The sequence below is a fragment of the Gallintestinimicrobium sp. genome (genome assembly GCF_046968865.1).
Classification (GTDB): Bacteria; Bacillota; Clostridia; order Lachnospirales; family Lachnospiraceae; genus Gallintestinimicrobium; species Gallintestinimicrobium propionicum.
Genome location: NZ_JBKVPW010000017.1, coordinates 1 through 19957, shown reverse-complemented (window position 1 = coordinate 19957; position 19957 = coordinate 1). Strand labels below are relative to the sequence as shown.

Annotated in this window: 22 protein-coding genes; all 22 read left to right on the top strand. The window is 47.9% G+C overall.

Annotated elements, in window-relative coordinates:
• The first annotated feature begins 36 nt into the window (after positions 1 to 36).
• The 22 genes from trpD to ACLTOQ_RS13360 all read left to right on the top strand — a co-directional run bounded on the left by trpD (position 37) and on the right by ACLTOQ_RS13360 (position 19712).
• The gene (trpD, locus tag ACLTOQ_RS13465) at positions 37 to 1044 is read left to right on the top strand and encodes an anthranilate phosphoribosyltransferase (protein ID WP_412319661.1); all 1008 of its coding nucleotides are present in this window, start codon (positions 37 to 39) and stop codon (positions 1042 to 1044) included.
• Between the two features lie 99 nt (positions 1045 to 1143).
• A complete protein-coding gene (trpC, locus tag ACLTOQ_RS13460) occupies positions 1144 to 1944 on the top strand; it encodes an indole-3-glycerol phosphate synthase TrpC (protein ID WP_412319643.1) in 801 nt (266 codons plus the stop codon).
• Positions 1937 to 2608, top strand: a complete 672-nt coding sequence (locus ACLTOQ_RS13455) for a phosphoribosylanthranilate isomerase (protein WP_412288056.1) — start codon at positions 1937 to 1939, stop codon at positions 2606 to 2608. Before trpC ends, ACLTOQ_RS13455 begins: the two co-directional genes overlap by 8 nt.
• On the top strand, positions 2608 to 3792 hold the full coding sequence (gene trpB, locus ACLTOQ_RS13450) for a tryptophan synthase subunit beta (protein WP_412288057.1): 1185 nt from the start codon (positions 2608 to 2610) through the stop codon (positions 3790 to 3792). Before ACLTOQ_RS13455 ends, trpB begins: the two co-directional genes overlap by 1 nt.
• An 84-nt stretch (positions 3793 to 3876) precedes the next feature.
• Positions 3877 to 4656: a tryptophan synthase subunit alpha gene (gene trpA / locus ACLTOQ_RS13445; protein WP_412288058.1), complete on the top strand. Its 780-nt coding sequence runs from the start codon at positions 3877 to 3879 to the stop codon at positions 4654 to 4656.
• 181 nt (positions 4657 to 4837) lie between these two features.
• Positions 4838 to 5863, top strand: a complete 1026-nt coding sequence (locus ACLTOQ_RS13440; protein ID WP_262585692.1) for a branched-chain amino acid aminotransferase — start codon at positions 4838 to 4840, stop codon at positions 5861 to 5863.
• A 341-nt stretch (positions 5864 to 6204) separates the two neighbouring features.
• Positions 6205 to 8925: an alpha-mannosidase gene (locus ACLTOQ_RS13435; protein ID WP_262585691.1), complete on the top strand. Its 2721-nt coding sequence runs from the start codon at positions 6205 to 6207 to the stop codon at positions 8923 to 8925.
• 228 nt (positions 8926 to 9153) lie between these two features.
• Positions 9154 to 10194: a C40 family peptidase gene (locus ACLTOQ_RS13430; protein ID WP_412319642.1), complete on the top strand. Its 1041-nt coding sequence runs from the start codon at positions 9154 to 9156 to the stop codon at positions 10192 to 10194.
• Between the two features lie 168 nt (positions 10195 to 10362).
• Positions 10363 to 11733, top strand: a complete 1371-nt coding sequence (locus tag ACLTOQ_RS13425) for an MATE family efflux transporter (RefSeq protein WP_262585689.1) — start codon at positions 10363 to 10365, stop codon at positions 11731 to 11733.
• Between the two features lie 257 nt (positions 11734 to 11990).
• The gene (locus ACLTOQ_RS13420) at positions 11991 to 12338 is read left to right on the top strand and encodes a hypothetical protein (RefSeq protein WP_412319641.1); all 348 of its coding nucleotides are present in this window, start codon (positions 11991 to 11993) and stop codon (positions 12336 to 12338) included.
• A gap of 120 nt (positions 12339 to 12458) precedes the next feature.
• Positions 12459 to 12884, top strand: a complete 426-nt coding sequence (locus ACLTOQ_RS13415; RefSeq protein WP_262585687.1) for a GNAT family N-acetyltransferase — start codon at positions 12459 to 12461, stop codon at positions 12882 to 12884.
• Between the two features lie 266 nt (positions 12885 to 13150).
• On the top strand, positions 13151 to 13588 hold the full coding sequence (locus ACLTOQ_RS13410) for a LytTR family DNA-binding domain-containing protein (protein WP_262585686.1): 438 nt from the start codon (positions 13151 to 13153) through the stop codon (positions 13586 to 13588).
• 9 nt (positions 13589 to 13597) lie between these two features.
• Positions 13598 to 14035, top strand: coding sequence for a hypothetical protein (locus tag ACLTOQ_RS13405; RefSeq protein WP_262585685.1), 438 nt, complete (start codon positions 13598 to 13600; stop codon positions 14033 to 14035).
• Positions 14036 to 14048: 13 nt separating this feature from the next.
• Positions 14049 to 14225, top strand: coding sequence for a cysteine-rich KTR domain-containing protein (locus ACLTOQ_RS13400; RefSeq protein WP_262585684.1), 177 nt, complete (start codon positions 14049 to 14051; stop codon positions 14223 to 14225).
• The gene (locus tag ACLTOQ_RS13395) at positions 14219 to 14929 is read left to right on the top strand and encodes an ABC transporter ATP-binding protein (RefSeq protein WP_262585683.1); all 711 of its coding nucleotides are present in this window, start codon (positions 14219 to 14221) and stop codon (positions 14927 to 14929) included. Before ACLTOQ_RS13400 ends, ACLTOQ_RS13395 begins: the two co-directional genes overlap by 7 nt.
• Complete coding sequence (locus ACLTOQ_RS13390; RefSeq protein ID WP_412319640.1) at positions 14926 to 16515, top strand: putative ABC transporter permease subunit; 1590 nt, start codon at positions 14926 to 14928, stop codon at positions 16513 to 16515. The genes ACLTOQ_RS13395 and ACLTOQ_RS13390 overlap by 4 nt, the downstream gene beginning before the upstream one ends.
• A gap of 145 nt (positions 16516 to 16660) precedes the next feature.
• On the top strand, positions 16661 to 17443 hold the full coding sequence (locus ACLTOQ_RS13385; protein WP_262585681.1) for a retropepsin-like aspartic protease: 783 nt from the start codon (positions 16661 to 16663) through the stop codon (positions 17441 to 17443).
• 9 nt (positions 17444 to 17452) lie between these two features.
• Entirely contained in the window at positions 17453 to 17860 is a 408-nt protein-coding gene (locus ACLTOQ_RS13380) for an SdpI family protein (RefSeq protein WP_330667278.1), read from the top strand.
• A 17-nt stretch (positions 17861 to 17877) separates the two neighbouring features.
• The gene (locus ACLTOQ_RS13375; protein WP_262585680.1) at positions 17878 to 18312 is read left to right on the top strand and encodes a pyridoxamine 5'-phosphate oxidase family protein; all 435 of its coding nucleotides are present in this window, start codon (positions 17878 to 17880) and stop codon (positions 18310 to 18312) included.
• 22 nt (positions 18313 to 18334) lie between these two features.
• On the top strand, positions 18335 to 18850 hold the full coding sequence (locus tag ACLTOQ_RS13370) for a GNAT family N-acetyltransferase (RefSeq protein WP_262585679.1): 516 nt from the start codon (positions 18335 to 18337) through the stop codon (positions 18848 to 18850).
• 15 nt (positions 18851 to 18865) lie between these two features.
• The gene (locus ACLTOQ_RS13365; protein ID WP_412319639.1) at positions 18866 to 19516 is read left to right on the top strand and encodes a DNA alkylation repair protein; all 651 of its coding nucleotides are present in this window, start codon (positions 18866 to 18868) and stop codon (positions 19514 to 19516) included.
• Positions 19517 to 19556: 40 nt separating this feature from the next.
• Positions 19557 to 19712, top strand: a complete 156-nt coding sequence (locus tag ACLTOQ_RS13360) for a hypothetical protein (protein WP_412319638.1) — start codon at positions 19557 to 19559, stop codon at positions 19710 to 19712.
• Positions 19713 to 19957: the final 245 nt, after the last annotated feature.

The window sequence follows — 19957 nt, the reverse complement described above, 5'->3', positions numbered from 1 at the left end:
TTACAACTTGCGAATGCAGAGAAAAAGGAGAAGACAATGATTAAAGAAGCGATTGTAAAACTGGCAGCAAAGCAGAACCTGGATTATGAGACCGCAGAAGCTTCGATGGATGAAATCATGGGCGGAAAGGCAAGTCCGGTACAGATGAGTGCATTTTTAACCGCGATGGCGATGAAGGGCGAGACAATCGAGGAAATTACCGCGTGTGCGGCGGGGATGAGAAAGCATTGTGTACGCCTGTTACATGATCAGGATGTGCTGGAAATCGTTGGAACCGGCGGTGACCATTCCAATTCCTTTAATATTTCTACAACGTCTTCTCTGGTGATCTCGGCAGCAGGCGTTCCGGTGGCAAAACACGGCAACCGTGCAGCATCCAGCAAGAGCGGTGCGGCGGACGTTTTAGAAGCACTTGGTGTAAAGATCACCATCGATCCGGCAAAGAGCGCAGAAGTGCTCAAAAAAATCGGTCTGTGCTTCCTGTTTGCACAGAATTACCACCTGTCGATGAAATATGTCGCACCGGTCAGAAAAGAGCTGGGTATCCGTACGATTTTCAATATTCTTGGACCGCTGACCAATCCGGCAGGTGCAAACATGGAGCTGATGGGTGTTTATGACGAGGCACTGGTGGAGCCGTTAGCACGGGTGCTGGCAAACCTTGGCGTGAAAAAGGCAATGGTCGTATATGGACAGGACGGTCTGGATGAGATTTCCATGAGTGCACCGACGACAGTCTGCGAAGTAAAGGATGGGGAATTTTTATCCTATGTGATCACTCCGGAGCAGTTCGGCTTTACCCGCTGCAGCAAAGACGAGCTGATCGGCGGAAGACCCCAGGACAACGCGCAGATTGCACTGGCGATTTTAAAAGGGGAAAAAGGACCCAGACGGGATGCGGTCGTTCTGAACTCCGCAGCGGCAATCCATATCGCAAAGGGCATTTCAATCGAAGATGCGATCAGGGAAGCGCAGGAAGTCATCGAAAGCGGTAAGGCGCTTGCACAGCTGGAGCAGTTTGCAGCGCTGACGAATCAGGAGTAAGAAGATTGAAAAAATTTTTCAATCGCGGGATTTGTGTCTGCGCGCACTTGGCACAAACTCGACATGCGCAAAAAGCGTGCGCAGAAATGAGTGGAAAGCATGAAAGAAAAGACGATTCTGGATACTCTCGCGGACGCTGCGCGGGCGCGTGTGGAGGAAAATAAAAAGAAAAAGCCGATGGAGGTTCTGAAAAAAGAAGCAAAGAGCCTGGCTGCAGATACCGGGTTTCCATTTGAAAAAGCGCTGGCGGCGCCGGGGATTTCGGTTATCTGCGAGGTCAAAAAGGCATCTCCATCTAAAGGACTGATTGCAGTAGACTTTCCGTATCTGGAAATCGCGCGGCAGTATGAGCGCGCGGGCGCATCTGCGATTTCCGTGCTGACGGAGCCGGAATACTTCCTCGGAAGCGATGACTACCTTCGGGAGATTGCACGTGAGGTGAGCATTCCGGTGCTGCGCAAGGATTTTACGGTGGATGAATATCAGATTTATGAAGCAAAGCTTTTAGGTGCTTCTGCGGTGCTTCTGATTTGTGCGATTTTGTCCGAGAAAGAGCTTGGTCAGTTTTTAAAAAAGGCGCATAGCCTTGGCTTATCGGCGTTAGTTGAGGCACACGACGAAGAAGAGGTTGCGCGGGCGCTGCGTGCCGGAGCGCGGATCATCGGTGTCAACAATCGGAACCTGAAGGATTTTACTGTGGATGTCAAAAGCAGTGTGCGTCTGCGGGCGCTGATTCCGCCCGAGGTACTCTACGTCTCCGAAAGCGGCATCAGGGGTGCAGAGGACGTTGCCGTTTTATATAAAAATGGAACGGACGCGGTGCTGATTGGCGAAACGCTGATGAGAAGCAGCGACAAAGCGGCGATGCTGCAGGAGTTGAAGAGGGACTGCCATGAGTGAGCAAAAGCAGCGCAGCAAAGATATAATTCGAACTGCAAACATCGCAGAATCTGCACACCCACGCCTCAAGATCTGTGGGCTGTCCCGCCCTTGCGATATCGAATGGGTCAACGACGCCGGAGTTGATTTTGCAGGTTTCGTCTTTGCAAGGAGCAGGCGGCAGGTTTCACCCGAGCAGGCAAAACAGCTGCACAGCATGTTAAAAAAAGAAATCCCGGCAGTCGGTGTTTTTGTCAACGAAACAATAGAAACCATTGTCGGTCTGGTAGAGGATGGCGTCATTGACTGGGTGCAGCTGCACGGGCAGGAAGACGAGGCATATATAAATGAACTGAAAAGCAAAGTCAGCTGTCCGGTGATCCAGGCGTTTTCCGTCCGGACGAAGGAAGATGTGCTGCGTGCCAGGGAAAGCTACGCAGATTACATTTTGCTGGATCAGGGCAGCGGCGGAACCGGAAGAGTCTTTGACTGGACTTTAATAGAATCTATCGGCCGCCCATTTTTCCTGGCGGGCGGGCTGAATGCAGAGAATATAAAAGAGGCTGTGCGAACGGGAGCCTGGGCGTTCGACGTCAACAGCGGCGCAGAAACCGACGGTTTTAAGGATCGGGAGAAAATTTTCGCGTGCGTAGCGGCAGCACGGCAGAAGGAGGAATACAACTGATGGAAAAAGGCAGATTTGGAATACACGGAGGACAGTACATTCCGGAGACGCTGATGAATGAGATCATTCATCTGGAGGAGCAGTACGAATTTTATAAAAATGACCCGGAGTTTTGTGCGGAGCTTGATGATCTGTTAAAAAATTATGCAGGAAGACCGTCGCTGTTATATTATGCGGAGAAAATGACAAAGGATCTGGGCGGTGCGAAGATCTATTTAAAGCGGGAGGACTTAAACCACACCGGTTCTCACAAGATCAACAACGTACTCGGCCAGGTGCTGATGGCAAAAAAGATGGGTAAAACCCGCGTCATCGCAGAAACTGGCGCCGGACAGCATGGGGTTGCCTGTGCAACAGCTGCGGCACTGCTCGGACTGGAATGTGAGATTTTTATGGGAAAAGAGGACACAGACCGGCAGGCGCTGAATGTTTACAGAATGAAGCTTTTAGGCGCAAAGGTGCATCCGGTAACAAGCGGAACCCAGACCTTAAAGGATGCAGTAAACGAGACGATGCGTGAGTGGACAAACCGCGTATCGGACACCCACTATGTACTGGGCTCTGTTATGGGACCGCATCCGTTTCCGACGATCGTGCGGAATTTCCAGTCTGTCATCGGACGGGAGGCAAAGGCACAGATTCTGGAAAAGGAAGGAAAGCTTCCGGCAGCTGTTTTGGCGTGTGTCGGCGGCGGCAGCAATGCAATGGGTATGTTCTATGAGTTTATTCCGGAAAAGAAAGTTGCATTGATCGGCTGCGAGGCTGCAGGAAAAGGAATCGATACGGATAAGCATGCAGCAACAATGGCAAAGGGAACGCCAGGTGTGTTCCACGGTATGAAATCCTATTTCTGTCAGGATCAGTACGGACAGATTGCACCGGTGTACTCGATTTCTGCAGGACTGGATTATCCCGGCATTGGACCGGAGCACGCATGGCTGCACGATACCGGACGCGCAAGCTATGTACCGGTAACGGATGAGGAAGCGGTAGAAGCGTTTGAGTATCTGGCGCGTACGGAGGGCATCATCTGCGCGATAGAGAGCGCCCATGCGGTTGCGCATGCGAGAAAGCTTGCACCGACCTTGTCTTCGGATCAGTCGATCATTATTTGTCTATCCGGGCGCGGCGACAAGGACGTTGCAGCGATTGCAAGATATCGCGGCGAAGATATTTCAGAGTAAACCCGAAAAACAGAGAATAAAAGAAAACTTTGGCAGGCGCAAAAAACCTGCAGGAAAGGCTGTCCGAAAGACAGAAGGAAAAAGATGAGCAGAATCCAAAAGGCATTTGAAAATAAAAAGGCATTTATTGCATTTTTGACAGCGGGAGATCCGTCCCTGGATAAGACAGAGGAATACATTCTGGAAATGGAGCGGGCAGGCGCAGATCTGATCGAGATCGGCATTCCGTTTTCCGATCCGATCGCGGAGGGACTGGTCATTCAGGAGGCGGATATCCGGGCGCTTTCCGGCGGTGTGACGACCGACGATATTTTTGACATGGTAAAGAAACTGCGGGAGAAAACAGAAATTCCGCTGGTATTTATGACATATTTGAATCCGGTGTTCCATTACGGCTACGAGGCGTTTTTTGAACGCTGCCAGGATGTAGGGATCGACGGCATCATCATCCCCGATCTGCCCTTTGAGGAAAAAGAAGAGGTTGATGTTGTTGCAAGCCGCTATGGCATAGACCTGATCTCGATGATTGCACCGACCTCCAAAGAGAGAATCCGTAAGATTGCCAAAGGAGCGAAAGGATTTTTGTATGTGGTATCGTCGATGGGCGTAACCGGAGAGAGAACTAATATCACCACCGATATCGGTGGGATGTTAAAAGAAATCCGCAGTGTCAGCAGCGTTCCGGCAGCGGTTGGCTTCGGTATCCACACACCGGATCAGGCGGCAGAGATTTCCAAAACGGCGGATGGTGTTATTGTCGGAAGTGCAGTTGTAAAGCTGATCGAAAAATACGGCTCTCATGCGGGCGGACATTTATACACCTATGTGCGGATGATGAAGGAGACGGTCAGCCACAGCGAATAAGCGAAAGCATCCACGCTGCGGTTTCTAAACGGGCGCGGCAGGAGAAGGCGCGTGAAAAAAATCTTTTCTATCGGAAAGAATAGTGCTATAATGTTTTCGAATTCTATAGAAAACTGCAAAACAGACGCCGGCAAAAGAAGAACCCGGCGGATGGGAGCCAGAAGTAAGGAGTGTGGACAAGATGGAAAAAAAGAATCTGGACTGGGCAAATCTCGGATTCGGCTATATGACAACAGATTACCGTTATGTGGCAAACTACAAAAATGGTGCCTGGGATAAGGGTGGACTGACAGACGATCCGACAGTTACCCTGAACGAATGTGCAGGTATTTTTCATTATTGCCAGGAGATCTTTGAAGGTCTCAAAGCATATACAACAGAGGATGGACATATCGTAACGTTCCGCCCGGACTTAAATGCAGTCCGTATGATGGACAGCGCAAAGCGTCTGGAGATGCCTCCGTTCCCGGCAGAGCGTTTCCTGGAAGCAGTAGAAGAAGTGGTTAAGGCAAATGCTGCATGGGTTCCTCCTTACGGCAGCGGCGCAAGCTTATATGTTCGTCCTTATATGTTTGCAAGCTCTCCGGTTATCGGCGTTAAGCCCGCGGATGAATATCAGTTCCGCATTCTGGTAACTCCGGTTGGACCGTACTTTAAGGGCGGCGTTCATCCGCTTACCATCTGTGTCAGTGATTTTGACCGCGCAGCACCGCATGGAACCGGACATATCAAGGCTGGTCTGAACTATGCGATGAGCCTGCATGCCTATGTAACCGCACATCAGAACGGCTACGATGAAAACATGTTCCTTGATCCCGCAACCCGCACCTATGTAGAGGAGACCGGCGGCGCAAACTTTATCTTCATCGACAAAGAAGGAACTCTTGTCATTCCTAAGTCTGACAGCATCCTTCCTTCTGTAACACGTCGTTCCATCGCAGTCGTTGCAAAGGATATCCTGGGCATGAAGGTGGAAGAGCGTCCGGTTAAGCTGGCGGAGCTTTCTGATTTTGCAGAATGCGGCGTCTGCGGTACGGCAGCTGTTGTATGCCCGGTCGGCAAGGTGGTAGACCATGGCAGGGAGATCTGCTTCCCCAGCGGTATGGAAAGCATGGGACCGGTGATCCAGAAGCTGTATGACACTCTGACAGGTATTCAGATGGGTAAGATCGAAGGACCTGCAGGATGGGTTCATAAAATTATGTAACGGATTTATATTACAGCCGCAGGGTGCATGGATTTGCTGCACCCTGCGGCTGTTCTTGCTTTTTGGGGTTACAGTTCACTCGTACCCTTCTGCGTTCAGATTCCGTGCTTGCACGAAAATCTGAACGCAGAAGGGTACGAAGGGAGCGCCATTTTATGAGCAAAAAGAGCTGCAAAGCAGCGGAAAGCGTCGAAGACGCGGTTTTGCGAATGGCGCGGGTGAACAGTAACATTTTTTTAGAGATAACCTAACTATTTTGGGTGTTGCATTTTTTCATGGAATAGGGGATGATAAAACCAGAGATTCCGGAGAATTGCCGGACAGGAAAGAGGGAGAAACCTATGAAGAAAAAGACTGTACATATTATTTCCCATTCCCATTGGGACAGAGAATGGTATCTGCCGTTAGAGCGGCATAAAATGAAGCTGCTGGATCTGATCGACACCAACATGGAACTGTTTGACAAAGATCCCGGCTTTTACAGCTTCCACTTGGATGGTCAGACCATCGTGCTGGACGACTATCTGGAAATCCGTCCGGAAAAAAGAGAAGAGCTGTTAAGACATGTCAGAGAGGGACATTTCCGTGTAGGTCCCTTCTACATCCTGCAGGATGAGTTTTTAACCAGCGGTGAAGCAAATGTCAGAAACCTTCAGACCGGTATTCGTGAAGCAAAGGCCTACGGCAATCTGACAAAGGTTGGCTATTTCCCGGATGCATTCGGCAATGCGGGACAGATGCCTCAGCTGCTGACCCAGGCTGGCATGGAAGCTGTTGCGTTTGGCCGCGGCGTAAAGCCGGTTGGTTTTAACAATGAATTAAAAGAAGGCGGCGAGTACGAATCCGCTTATTCTGAAATGCAGTGGCAGTCTCCCGACGGCACAAAGCTTCTTGGTATCCTGTTTGCAAACTGGTACTGCAACGGTATGGAAATCCCGGTGGATGAAAAAGAAGCAAAGGCATACTGGGAGGAACGTCTTGCAAAGGCTGAGATGTTCGCATCTACAGACGAGCTGCTGTTCATGAACGGCTGCGACCATCAGCCGGTTCAGAAGGATCTTTCTGCAGCAATTGAAACCGCGCGCAGATTGTATCCCGATATCGAGTTTGTTCATTCTAACTTCGAAGATTATGTCAAGAAGGTTCAGGCAGAGGCAGGTGAAAAGCTTTCTACCGTAAAAGGCGAGCTGACCAGCCAGGAGACAGACGGCTGGTATACGCTGGTCAATACCTGTTCCTCCCATGTAACCTTAAAGCGCCAGAACCGCAGAAACGAGGTTGCACTGGAGCGCGTATCCGAGCCTCTGGCTGTATTTGCAGCAGAAAACGGTAAGGAATATCCCCATGACCGTTTCAACTATGCATGGAAGATCCTGATGCAGAACCATCCCCACGACAGCATTTGCGGCTGCAGCGTGGATCAGGTCAACAAAGAAATCGAAGTCCGTTTCGACCGTTCCACAGAGATCGCCCATACCCTTTCCGAGGATGCTTCCGCTTATGTTGCAGACCTGACAGATACTTCTGTATTTGAAAAATATGGCGAAAACGCAGTTCCGTTTGTTGTGTTCAACACCACTGGCGACGAGCGCACCGGTAAGGTGACAGTCGTATTGGATGCAAAGCGTGACTACAACAAGTGGCTCTGGGACGGACGCCGCGATATGAAGGCATGGGAGCTGCCGGAGTACGTTGTTGTGGACAGTGAAGGCAATGTACAGAAAGCAACGGTAGAAGATGCAGACGTAAAATTCGGCTATGACCTGCCGGATGACAAGTTCCGTCAGCCTTACATGGCAAGACAGGTGAAGGTTTCCCTTTTTGCAGAAAAACTGCCTGCACTGGGATACCGTACCTACGCGCTGGTTCCTGCAGAAGCCGCTGGGACAGCTGGAAAGGGCAGCAACATCGCAAGCGATGACCGTCATCTGGAAAATGAATTCCTGAAGGTTGCGATCAACGACGACGGTACGTTGAATGTTCTGGACAAGCAGACCGGAAAGACCTACGAAGGTCTTGGATATTTTGAAGATACCCTGGATGCGGGCAACGAATACATCTACTTCTGCCCGAAGGGAAATCCTGAAATTGTGACAAAGGGCACAAAGGCAGAAATCAAGCTGGTGGAAAATACCGATTTTGCGGCAAGCGTGGAAGTGACCAATGTGCTGACCGTTCCGGTTTCCGCAGACGATCAGTTAAAGGAAGAGCAGGAAGGTCTTGTAGAATTCATGAAGCGTACCTGCAAAAGAAGCAGTGAGACGACACAGATCGTTCTGCACACCACAATTACTCTGGAAAAAGACAGCCGCAGCGTGAGGTTTGTAACCGAGTTCGATAACACTGCAAAGGATCACAGAATTCGCGTGGTAGCACCGACCGGAATCTCCTGCACACACCACTATGCAGACAGCGTATTTGAAGTGGTGAACCGTCCCAACGAGCATAGCAAGCTGTGGGAGAATCCCTGCAAGTGCGAGCATCAGCAGAGCTTTGTGGGCTTAAACGATGAAAAGGGCGGCATGCTCATTGCAAACATCGGTCTGTATGAGTATGAAATCCTTCCGGAGGAAAAGAATGCACTGGCAGTTACCATCCTGCGTAGTGTCGGTGAGCTGGGTGACTGGGGCGTATTCCCCACCGAGCTGTCCCAGCAGCTGCGTCATATCACTGCAGAGTACGAGATGACCTTCTTTGCAGGAGATCTGGTTGAAAGCAACAGCTTCAGAAGCGCATATCAGTTCCAGGTACCTTATACAGTTGCACAGACCAAGGTTCATGCAGGAACCCTGCCGGCTGAGAAATCCTGGCTGACCTGGGAAGGCGAGCGCATGATGTTCTCCAACCTCAAGGAGAAAGCAGAAGGCACTGACCGGATGGCACGTTTTGTCAACTGCTCCGGCGAACCCACCGTTCTGCGTATCAAGAAGGACGCTTCTTTTGAAACCCTGTACTTCTCCAATATTCTGGAGGAAGAGGTTCGTCCCGAAACTGCAAATGCAGACGGCTGGTATGAAATTCCTGTCAGAGGCTTTGAAATCGTAACAGTTGGAATGAGATAAAAAATATTCTATTGCAAAAAATGGGAGAAGCTGTTGTGCGAATGTGCAGCAGCTTCTTTTGATGCATTGCGCAGAAAGCGATGCTGTGCAGCCATCGTCCGCATGCGCACAGATAGGTTGACGGATGCATACAGACTTTCCGTATACCGGAAGCCTGAATTGCATAAATTTTGTATTGTATTATCGTATTTGTTTTTTCGATGAAGCAGAAAGAAGAGGGAAAAGGAAATGTTGCGAAAGCCTGGAATTTGCCAGAAACCGGTAATAACGTTGTATGAAACGCCTGCATATGCAGCGTGTGGTACGGCTGTTGGCATAGAGCCTACGGGCGTGCCGGAAAATGGCGGTGTTGCAGATGAAATTCTCTTTGGATGGCAGTACGAGGTTTTGGAAGAGAATAACGCTTTTTATAAAATCCGGACGCATTATGGATATGAGGGATGGATTGCGGCAGAAGAGTATGTGCCCCTGGAAAGTGTAGGAGGTGCAGGTGTATGCTATGATGCACAAAACTCCGGTTGTGCCATGCAGCTTTTTCAGGTTTGCCAGAATATTGCAGACGTGCTGGAAGCGGAACGGGTACAGGCAAGGCGTATCACGACACTGTATGCCGGGAGTCTGATTTGGGCAGAGAAGGATTCGGCTTCCGGCGATAGTAGCGCTGCAGCCCGCCTGCTGCAGCCGGGCTGGCGACGCGTCTTTTTACCGGATGGAATGGGCGGTCTTAGGGATGGATATATGCGGAGCCGTTTTCTGGAGCCGTGCCAGGGACAGGAGCAGTGGAGAAAATGGGTGACGCAGCGGCCGACGGTTCTGACGGAGCGTATAGACGCAGTATCACAGTCGGAGCCGAAAGAACAAGAGGATGCAGACGCACTCAGGTTGGAAGAAGCTTTCCGGGAAAGCATCGTGCAGACTGCGTATTCCTATCTCGGGACGCAGTACCGCTGGGGCGGGAAAACAGCATGTGGAATTGACTGCTCCGGTCTTGCGTTTATGAGCTATTTCCGAAATGGGATCCTGATCTGGCGGGATGCAGCGATCAAAGAAGGCTATCCGGTTCATGAAATCCCGATAGAACAGGCCAAACCGGGTGATTTGCTCTTTTTTCCGGGACATGTGGCGATTTATCTGGGAAATGGAAAGATCATCCATGCGACCGGACATCCCGAAAGCAGCTGTGTGACCGTCAATTCCCTGTGGGAGGGCGAGCCGGGATATCGGGAAGATTTGAAAAACAGTCTGTGTGCAGCTGGAAGCATTTTTTAAAATGGAGAAATCTGTATTACCGCAAAAAGATTTCCTGAAGGTGTCTGGTAAAAGATTTTTGTTTGACTTTTTCAAAAATCAGAAATATAATAACTTACGAACGAGTAGCAAAATTGCGTAAATCCAGTTTTGCTGCTCGTTTTTTTGTGCGAAAAAAGGAGGAAACTTATGAAAGCGGAAAGCAACAAAATGAAAGAAATGCCGGTCAATAAGCTCATGATTCAGATGGGAATTCCGATGATTTTATCGATGGCATTGCAGGCGGTTTACAACATTGTGGACAGCGCTTTTGTCGGAAATATGAAATCCGGGAGCGAAGCGGCGTTAAATGCGCTGACACTCGTATTTCCGGTTCAGATGCTGATGGTGGCAGTCGGAATCGGTACCGGTGTTGGAACCAATGCCCTTCTCGCATTGACCCTTGGGCAAGGAAACTCCAAAAAGGCGGCGAAGGTCGCCGGGAACAGTCTGTTTTTGGGCGCGGTGATCTATGCGGTGTGCCTGTTGTTTGGGATATTTGGGGGAAAAACGTATATTTCTTCCCAGACCATTGACCCGGAAGTTATTTCGATGGGAACGGATTATCTGAGCATCTGCTGCGTGATTTCGTTTGGAATTATTTTCTTTTCCATCTTTGAAAAACTGCTGCAGGCGACGGGACGTTCACTCTATTCCACCATCGGTCAGGTTGTGGGTGCGGTAATAAATATCATCCTCGATCCGATTATGATTTACGGAATCGGACCCGTTCCGGAAATGGGAGTACAGGGCGCTGCATACGCGACGGTGATCGGACAGGTGGCATCTGCGGCATTGCTGTTCTTCTTCCATATAAAATTCAATAAAGAATTCGAGCATGGCGTAAAATATCTGAAACCGGACATTGGAATTATAAAAGAGATCTATGCAATCGGGCTTCCGGCAATCCTTGCACAGGCACTGATGTCTGTCATGGTTTATGTGATGAACCTGATTTTAAAATTCAATCCTTCCGCCCAGACCGCATACGGACTGTTTTATAAAGTCCAGCAGTTTGTGCTGTTTCTGGCTTTCGGACTGAGGGACGCGATCACGCCGATCATAGCATTTGCATATGGAATGGGAAGCAAAAAGAGGGTTCAGGACGGAATGAAATATGGTCTGATTTATACGGCTGTGCTTATGGTAATCGGAACAGCAATTACGGAAATTTTCCCGGACGCGTTTGCTTCGCTGTTCAATGCCGGACAGTCGAGAGAGTATTTCATTGGGGCGATGCGGATAATTTCGATCAGCTTTCTCTTTGCGGGAATCAATGTGGCATATCAGGGAATCTACCAGGCACTGGAAAGCGGTGCAGAGTCCCTGGTGATTTCTCTGCTCAGACAGTTTGTGATCCTATTGCCGCTGGCTGGTATTTTTTCCGTGTTTGTCAGAAACGGACAGGCAGACGTTTCGCTGATCTGGTGGGCGTTTCCGATCACAGAGCTTGCTGCCTGCCTGGTGGGATATGCCCTGTTAAAGAAAGTCAAAAAGAACAAGGTGGAAAATTTGGAATAAGGAAAATGCAATGCCGGATTTGTATTTGCGAAGAAGCTTCTTTCTATGCTACAATTAAGTTCAGGCGCTTTGTGTGGAGTGGAAACAGAACGGACAGAGGCATTTACACAATTCGATGAACTGGGAGTGACAGAATGGAAACAACAACACTAATATTCTTATTTTTTATACTGGTATGGGGTATACTCGGAGTTACGTTTCTTTGCATCGGCATCGGATTGCATGTAAGAGGACGGAAAAAAAGAAATATCTGCACTTTGCCGATCACTGCAACCGTAGTGGATCTGCGAAGAGAAAGAGTGGGTGTGGATGATTTTTCTGCCAGTGGAGAGGCGGCGTTAAAATCGTGGTTTCCGATTTATGAATACACCGTTGGAGGTGTGACACAGAGAGCAAAAGCATTTATCGGAACCGCGAAACCGGAAGTGGAAGTAGGACAGGCGGTGGAGCTTTTTGTCAATCCTGACCACATTGAGGAATTTTATTGCCCGACTGAAAAAACGTCGTGTATTCAAAAGGTGTTTATCGGAGTGGGAGCAGTGTGTCTGTGCCTTGCAGTCATTATGGTAGGAATCCTTTGGTTTGTATCAGGACCCCTGGTATAATATTGCGGACTCCTATTGGGAGAAAGCACTGGACGAGCTGGGGATAAGATAGGGTGGAACAAGCTTGCAGGTATTGTGAACTTTGGTTTGACGAAGTTGCGTTTGAGAGGAATATAGATTATGGTCAGAAAATTACAAAAAGCAGATATAGACAGGGTTGCCGATATATGGTTAGATACGAATTTAAAAGCACATGATTTTATTTCTGCTCAATATTGGAAACGTAATTTTGAATTGGTAAAAGAAATGCTGTTACAGGCGGAAGTCTATGTCTATGAAAGTGATCAGAAAATCCAGGGGTTTATAGGGCTGAACAACGATTATATCGAGGGAATTTTTGTTTCTGATAAAATGCAGTCTCAGGGTATCGGTAAAATTCTGCTGAATGATACAAAAGACAAAAGAAACGAATTACGCTTAAATGTGTATCGGAAAAATACACGGGCAATCTCTTTTTACAAGAGGGAAGGTTTTGAGATCCAGAGCGATGGATTGGATGAAGCTACTGGAGAAAGAGATTATGTAATGGTGTGGAAAAAGAAATAGAAAATCCCGTTTGCAGAATTACGAAAATCCAAACCCCGAAAAAGATAGGATGCTCCTGACAAACTGCCGTGTCTGCTGAAAGCAAGACACGGCAGTTTACTTTGATTCATGACAATAGAATGCTCGCAGAGCGTGCATTCTATTGTTTCCTCTCTTGTGGATGTATGATGCAACTTATCCTCTGATTTTTACAACTTACAGTCCCCAATGTAGATATGAGAAACAAGCTGTGATATAGTATCGTAGAACTGAAGGGAGGTGGGGACATGAAGCTGTCTGTGGAGTTGATTCCCGGTGAAAAGGAAGAAGAAGTGATCGTTCGCTGCTATGACACGCAGGAGAAATGGGTGGAAGCGATCCGAGCGGTTACGACCGGAGAAATTTCAATCAGCGCTTTTGCTGACGAAAAAGTTTATCGGCTGAAGCTCAGCGATGTTTACTATTTTGAGGTCGTAGAGGGGTGTTCTTTCCTGTATTGTGAAAAAACAGTATTTAAGTGCAAGCAAAAGCTGTATGAATTTGAAGAAACATGTCGAGGCTCTATGTTTTTTCGATGCAGTAAATCCATGATCCTGAACGCAGACAAGATTCAATATGTCCACCCATCTGTATCGGGACGGTTCGAGGCCACGTTGGAAAACAGCGAAAAAGTGATCATTTCCCGGCAGTATGTCGGCGAGCTCAAACGACTGCTGGGGGTATAGGAGGTGCTTATGAAAAAAATCGTGTTTTGGCTCCACCGCTTTGTAGTGGCTTATGGGATCATCATGCTCAGCACCTTTTTCATGTGTCTGCTGTTTAATCCTACTTCCGAATTGCCGGTAGTTACTTTTTTCGGCAGATGTATCATTTTCACACTGGTGTGTATGGCATCGTTGGCAGTTTATTATTCAAAAAGGGAGCTGACCTTAGGGGACTGGTGGTTCCGTACTGCATTACACACAGTGCTCCTGGAAGCAGTTTTGCTCCCTCTTGCACATCATTGGGAGTTTTGGTACAACTCCTTGGATGGGATGATTTACGCCAGCTTTATTCTGGCTGCCAAAATTGTCTGGCATTTGATTGATTTTGGTCAGACCGCCCGAACAGCTACCGAGGTAAACAGGCAGCTTCTCCGTCGCAGGAAAGCTCAAGAACAGGATTTACAGTAAGGGGTGATGTTGAATGGAGAATAAAGAGAAAATAGATTGGATATTATGCCCAAAATGTGGCAGCAAGACACGGACGCAGATTCGGACGCATACGGTGCTGGAGGACTTTCCCCTCTTTTGCCCCAAGTGCCGCTATGAATGTGTGGTTTCCTGTCACGATGGGAAAATGGAGGAACAGAAAAAATGTTGAAAATCGAGCATTTGACAAAAAAATACGGAGAGAAAAAGGCAGTGGATGACCTGTCTTTGCAGATCAAGCCCGGTGAGATCTACGGCTTCATTGGACATAACGGAGCAGGCAAGACCACGACCCTGAAATCCTGCTGCGGCATTTTGCAGTTTGAGAGCGGCGATATTTTCATTGATGGAATTTCGGTGAAGGAAAACCCGATTGACTGCAAACGGAAGCTTGCCTATATTCCCGACAATCCAGACCTGTATGAATTTATGACGGGAATTCAGTATTTGAATTTTGTGGCGGATATTTTTGGGGTCGGTGCTGCTGACCGCAAATATCGGATTCGCCGCTACGCAGATGCCTTTGAGTTGACGGCAGATCTGGCGCAGCCAATTTCCGCTTACTCTCACGGCATGAAGCAAAAGCTGGCGATCATTTCCGCATTGATCCACCAGCCGAAGCTCATTATCATGGACGAGCCTTTTGTGGGACTTGATCCCAAAGCCTCCCATTTGCTGAAATCCATCATGCGTGATCTGTGCGGCAAGGGATCGGCAATTTTCTTTTCTACTCATGTGTTGGAGGTTGCGGAAAAGCTCTGCGACAAGGTCGCCATCATCAAGGGCGGTAAGCTGGTGAGATCCGGAACCATGGAGGAGGTTAAGGGAGATACTTCTTTGGAAGATGTATTTCTGGAACTGGAGGGTGAAGGATGACAAAAGCACTATTCAAACGGCAAATGATGGAGGTTTTTTCCTGGCTGTATCAGGAGAAAAAGACGGGAAAGCACCGCAGTGCAAAAGGAGTTGTCGGCACGGCAGTTTTGTATCTGCTCCTGTTTGGCTTTCTTGGAGTGATCTTTGGGGGTGCCGCCAATGCGCTTTGCGAGTCGCTGCTTTCTGCCAATATGGGATGGATGTATTGGTGCATCATGGGACTGCTGGCTGTTTTTCTTGGCGTGTTCGGCAGCGTATTCAATACCTATAGCTCCCTTTATCAGGCCAAGGACAATGACTTGCTGCTGGCGATGCCGATTCCTGCGTCACAAATTTTGCTGGCTCGGCTGTCTGGCGTCTATGCCATGGGGCTGATGTATGAGCTGATCGTGATGCTCCCGACACTGCTGATCTGGTTTGTGAACGCACCCGTTTCCATTATGGGAACCATTCATGTGCTGCTGATTCCGTTGGTGCTGTCGGTGCTGATTCTGGTGCTGTCGGCTATCCTCGGCTGGGTGGTTGCACTGGTGGCAACGAAGGTTAAGCACAAGAAGATCATTACCGTTGTGATTTCACTGGCGTTTATTGGGGCATACTATTATGTTTGCGGGATGGCATATTCCATCTTTCAAATGATACTTTTCAATCTCGAAGCCTTTGGAGAAAAGCTGAGGATTTTCCTCTATCCTCTGTATCACATGGGTATGGCAGCAGAGGGAAATGCTCTTTCCATGCTGATTTTTACGGGAATTGTGCTGGCGGCGGGAGTGACTACCTATTTGGTTTTGTCCCACAGCTTCTTAAAACTGGCAACCACCAACCATGGCGAGACAAAAACGGTTTACAAGGAGCAGACGGTCAAAACCGGCTCGGTCAGCGGAGCATTGCTGCAAAAAGAACTGCGCCGCTTTGTGGGCAGCACTAATTATATGCTGAATTGTGGGCTTGGCATTGTACTGATGCCGTTTTCCGCAGCGGCTTTGGTTTTAAAATCGGCCTCTGTTCGGGATTTTTTCTCCATACCGGGGCTGGAATCCTGCCTCCCACTGCTGGCTGTCGCAATCGTTTGTCTGTTTGCGACGATGAATATTATGACTGCTCCATCCATTTCTTTGGAGGGCAAAAATCTGTGGATCGCCCAGTCTATGCCTGTGTCCGGCAGTCAGGTGCTTCGGGCAAAACTGCACCTGCACTTGCTTCTGACGTTCCTTCCGGCCATTCCGCTGGTGGCTGTTTTGGAGTGGCTGACAAAACCGGGATTGGTATATGGCATTTTGATTCCCGTGGTCTCTGCATTGTTTGCACTCCTGATGGCAGAAATCGGTCTGGCCTTGAACCTGAAAATGCCGAATTTGAACTGGATGAGCGAGATTGTACCCATCAAGCAAAGCGTTCCGGTTGCGGTAACCTTGTTTGGCGGCTGGTTGATGGTAATAGCGCTTGCAGGAATCTATGTGATGTTAAGAAATGTTGTAAGTATCAGCACTTATTTCGTGCTGGTCTGCGCGGCACTTTTCGTGGCCGCTGGCTGGCTTCATCATTGGCTGATGACCAGGGGTGCAAAGATATTTGAAGTTTTATAAGAGGACTGGACATCTTGCCTTGATTCATGACAATAGAATGCTCGCAGAGCGTGCATTCTATTGTTGCAGATCCTTCCATTATTATGCAGACCTTTGACGGCGGCAAGTATGCAGTGTATCATTTGTATTGGGAGGGGATGATCCAATGATAAATTGCCTGTCGAGCAGCAAATTTGCAAACCTTCTGTTTGTAAACGTCCAAATTGAAAATGTGAATGCCATCGCATTGTTTGACACCGGCGCGGGTATGACGGTTATCTCAAAAAGCCTTCTGCACCGGTTTTGTGCCGTACCCGAAAAAGAGACTCTCCGCGCCGGAAACAATAATGGTATGGTTCGTGAGTTTCAGACTGCTGCTATTCCCGGCATCCGGATCGGAGATATTTGTGTTGAAAAATGCAAGGTGCTCGTAACGGATGATGCAGATTTTGCACACAGCGATGAAAGCGGCAGGATTTTCCCGGCTGAAATGCTGCTCGGATGGGACGTGATTTCCCGATATCGTTGGAGTTATTCCACAAAAGACGAATCCTTATCGGTCAGCTTACCGGAAAGGACGGCTGAACATCTAAGTCCTGAAATCAAGCACGGCCCAGTCGTTTCCCCGGAGTATGCTGGGCGGTGCTTTTCGGCCAGAGTTGACACCGGGCATACCGGCTCCATCCTCAGCGCCTCTTGGTATTCTCGGCTTCCTGACATTCACTATCACGAAACCGAAATTGCTGGTGTCGGGACTTCACAATATAAACGGATTCCCTATGTGCGGGAACTGCAGCTTCGGTTTCAAAACCAGACGATTACTTTACAGGATGTCGATATTTGCGACAAGCTATACGGTCAATCGGAGGAGATAGAGGCGCTGCTGGGATACGATTTTCTGGAAAGCCGAGACTGGCTGCTGGAGCAGGCGTTCAGGCTTCTGCCATGAGGTGAACCGATGCAATCGAAATTTTGGGAGGTGGATTTTTTGTGGTTTTGGTGGTTTATGTTAATAAGTGATTTATTAATTCCAATTGTTATGGTGGTTCTTGGAAGAATGATGTGGAAACATTGTCCAAAACATATAAATGGTATGTTAGGTTACAGAACAACTCGTTCAATGAAAAATATAGATACATGGAAATTTGCTCACGACTATTGTGGAAAACTTTGGTGGAAAATAGGATGGTTAATGATGATACCATCTGCTTTGATACATATTCCGTTATACCATCGTGATGAAAATACGATTGGGGCTGCAGGGGGAATTCTAATAACAATTCAAAGTATTATTTTGATTGTATCAATTTATCCGACAGAGAAAGCTTTGCAAAAACATTTTAATGATAACGGAACACGTAGATAAATTTGTAGAGGTAAATAATGGAAAAATTAACAAAAGAAGCTGAAAAAATACTAATGGAGCGCTTTGGAAAAGACAGTATTATTGCTTTGGCAACTGCAGTAAATGAAATTCCTTATGTTCGTAATGTAAATACCTTTTATGTGGATGGTGCATTTTATGTGCTTACATATGGGTTATCAAACAAAATGAAGCAGATCGAAGTAAATCCAACGGTTGCACTTACCGGCGAGTGGTTTACCGCACATGGAAAAGGTGTTAATTTGGGGTATTTTGGAAAAGAAGAAAACAAAGAGATTGCAAATAAGATGCGAGAGGTATTTTCTGCATGGATCGATAATGGACATAATAATTTTGATGATGTAAACACTTGTATTTTGCGTATTGACCTAACAGACGGATTATTGCTTTCGCATGGAATACGATACGAGATTGATTTTTTAAGGCAACCGTAAATTATTGTTTATGGAGGAAACGATGAAACATACAATGTTTGAAATTGTCCGTGCACAAGCAGAGGATGCGGCTGCCTTGCTGAACTACCTGAAAATCATCGGTGGAGAAACAGATAACCTCAGCTTTGGACCGGAGGGTGTGCTCCTGGACTTGGAAGCAGAGCAATCCTATCTGCGTCTGCAAGCTCAATCGACGGACAATGTTCAGTATCTTGCCAAAGTGAACGGTGAGATCATCGGAACAGCAAGCCTGAACCGCAAGAACAATCGAATGTGCCATCGTGGAGAGTTCGGGATCAGCCTGAAAAAAGCATGGTGGGGCTGCGGTGCGGCCTCTGCGCTGACGGAAGCAATCCTTTCTTTCGCAAAGGAAAATGACTTCCGTCAGTTGAATCTGGAAGTGCGAAGCGACAATTTTCGTGCCATCCACCTTTATGAAAAATACGGTTTTCGCAAGCTGTGCACCTTCCCGGCATTTTTCAGAATCAACGGGCAGGATATCGACTTTGACCTAATGAATTTGAGTTTGGAAGAATAATATGGAGAAAAGATTATGGAAGAAAGAAAACGTTTAACCCCACAGTCCGTTCAGCAGGATCTGGACGCTTTGGGGCAATACAAAACAGCAGACGTGGACAGGCTGATCCGCCGCTATGTCAAGGAACAGGCGGATGCGGCACCCCTTCGGGAACATATTTTGACGGAGCAGCAGTTTCATCGAATCTACTATTATGTAAATTTACAGCAAATTAAGGATGTGGCTGCACGGATGGCTTTCATCCATGAGAATTTACTGTTTACGGATTGGTGGCACACGGATCAGATCATTCGGTATGTGGCGGCGCTGGATTTTGAAATGGCGATAGGGTATGCTCAGGAATATATTCATTCCGATGATCCATTTATTCGTCGCTGGGGCTATGTAATGTTCATTTCCCGGCTGGGGCATGGTCATGCAGAGTGGTTGCTGCCGCTGATGAAAGCAGATGATCACTATTATGTGCAGATGGCGCAAGCCTGGTTGATCGCAGAGCTGACTATTTTTGAGCCGGAGGTTGTTCATCGGTGGATGAAAAGCTGTGGGCTTCCTTATTCCATCTGCGGCAAGGCCATTCAGAAAATCTGTGATTCCTACCGGGTTTCCGACGAGTGGAAAGTGAAATTCAAAGCCTTGCGGACGGAACTGAAACAAGCTCCAATCTGAACTGCGGGATTACGAAACTTTTCGGAAGCTGGGGATTCCCATGCCGAAGCTGCTGGCTGCAGCAGAAGAACTCATACGAGAAGATTTTTATGCTGACGATTATGTTGATTCAACTATGAAATTGATTTCTGACAATATTTTCTATGAAACTGTAAAAGTGAACTACATTGAGCTGATCAGAAGTATATTACGATAAGAGATAATTCACCCACAGACAAGCCAGATTGGAGCCTCATCCACGATGGAGAGAACGTTGCGTTTACTGCAGTCGATGCGCTGGTACACGAGCCAGAAACTTCTTGACGAGAACATCTATTTCATGCTATATTTGGTGTATAGACCATATAAAAAACAAAGATAGTACATAGGATGAGGACGAGGACAAATGGCAACAAGTTTAAGCGAACCAACAAAGAAACGCATCCTGCAGGTATGCGTAAA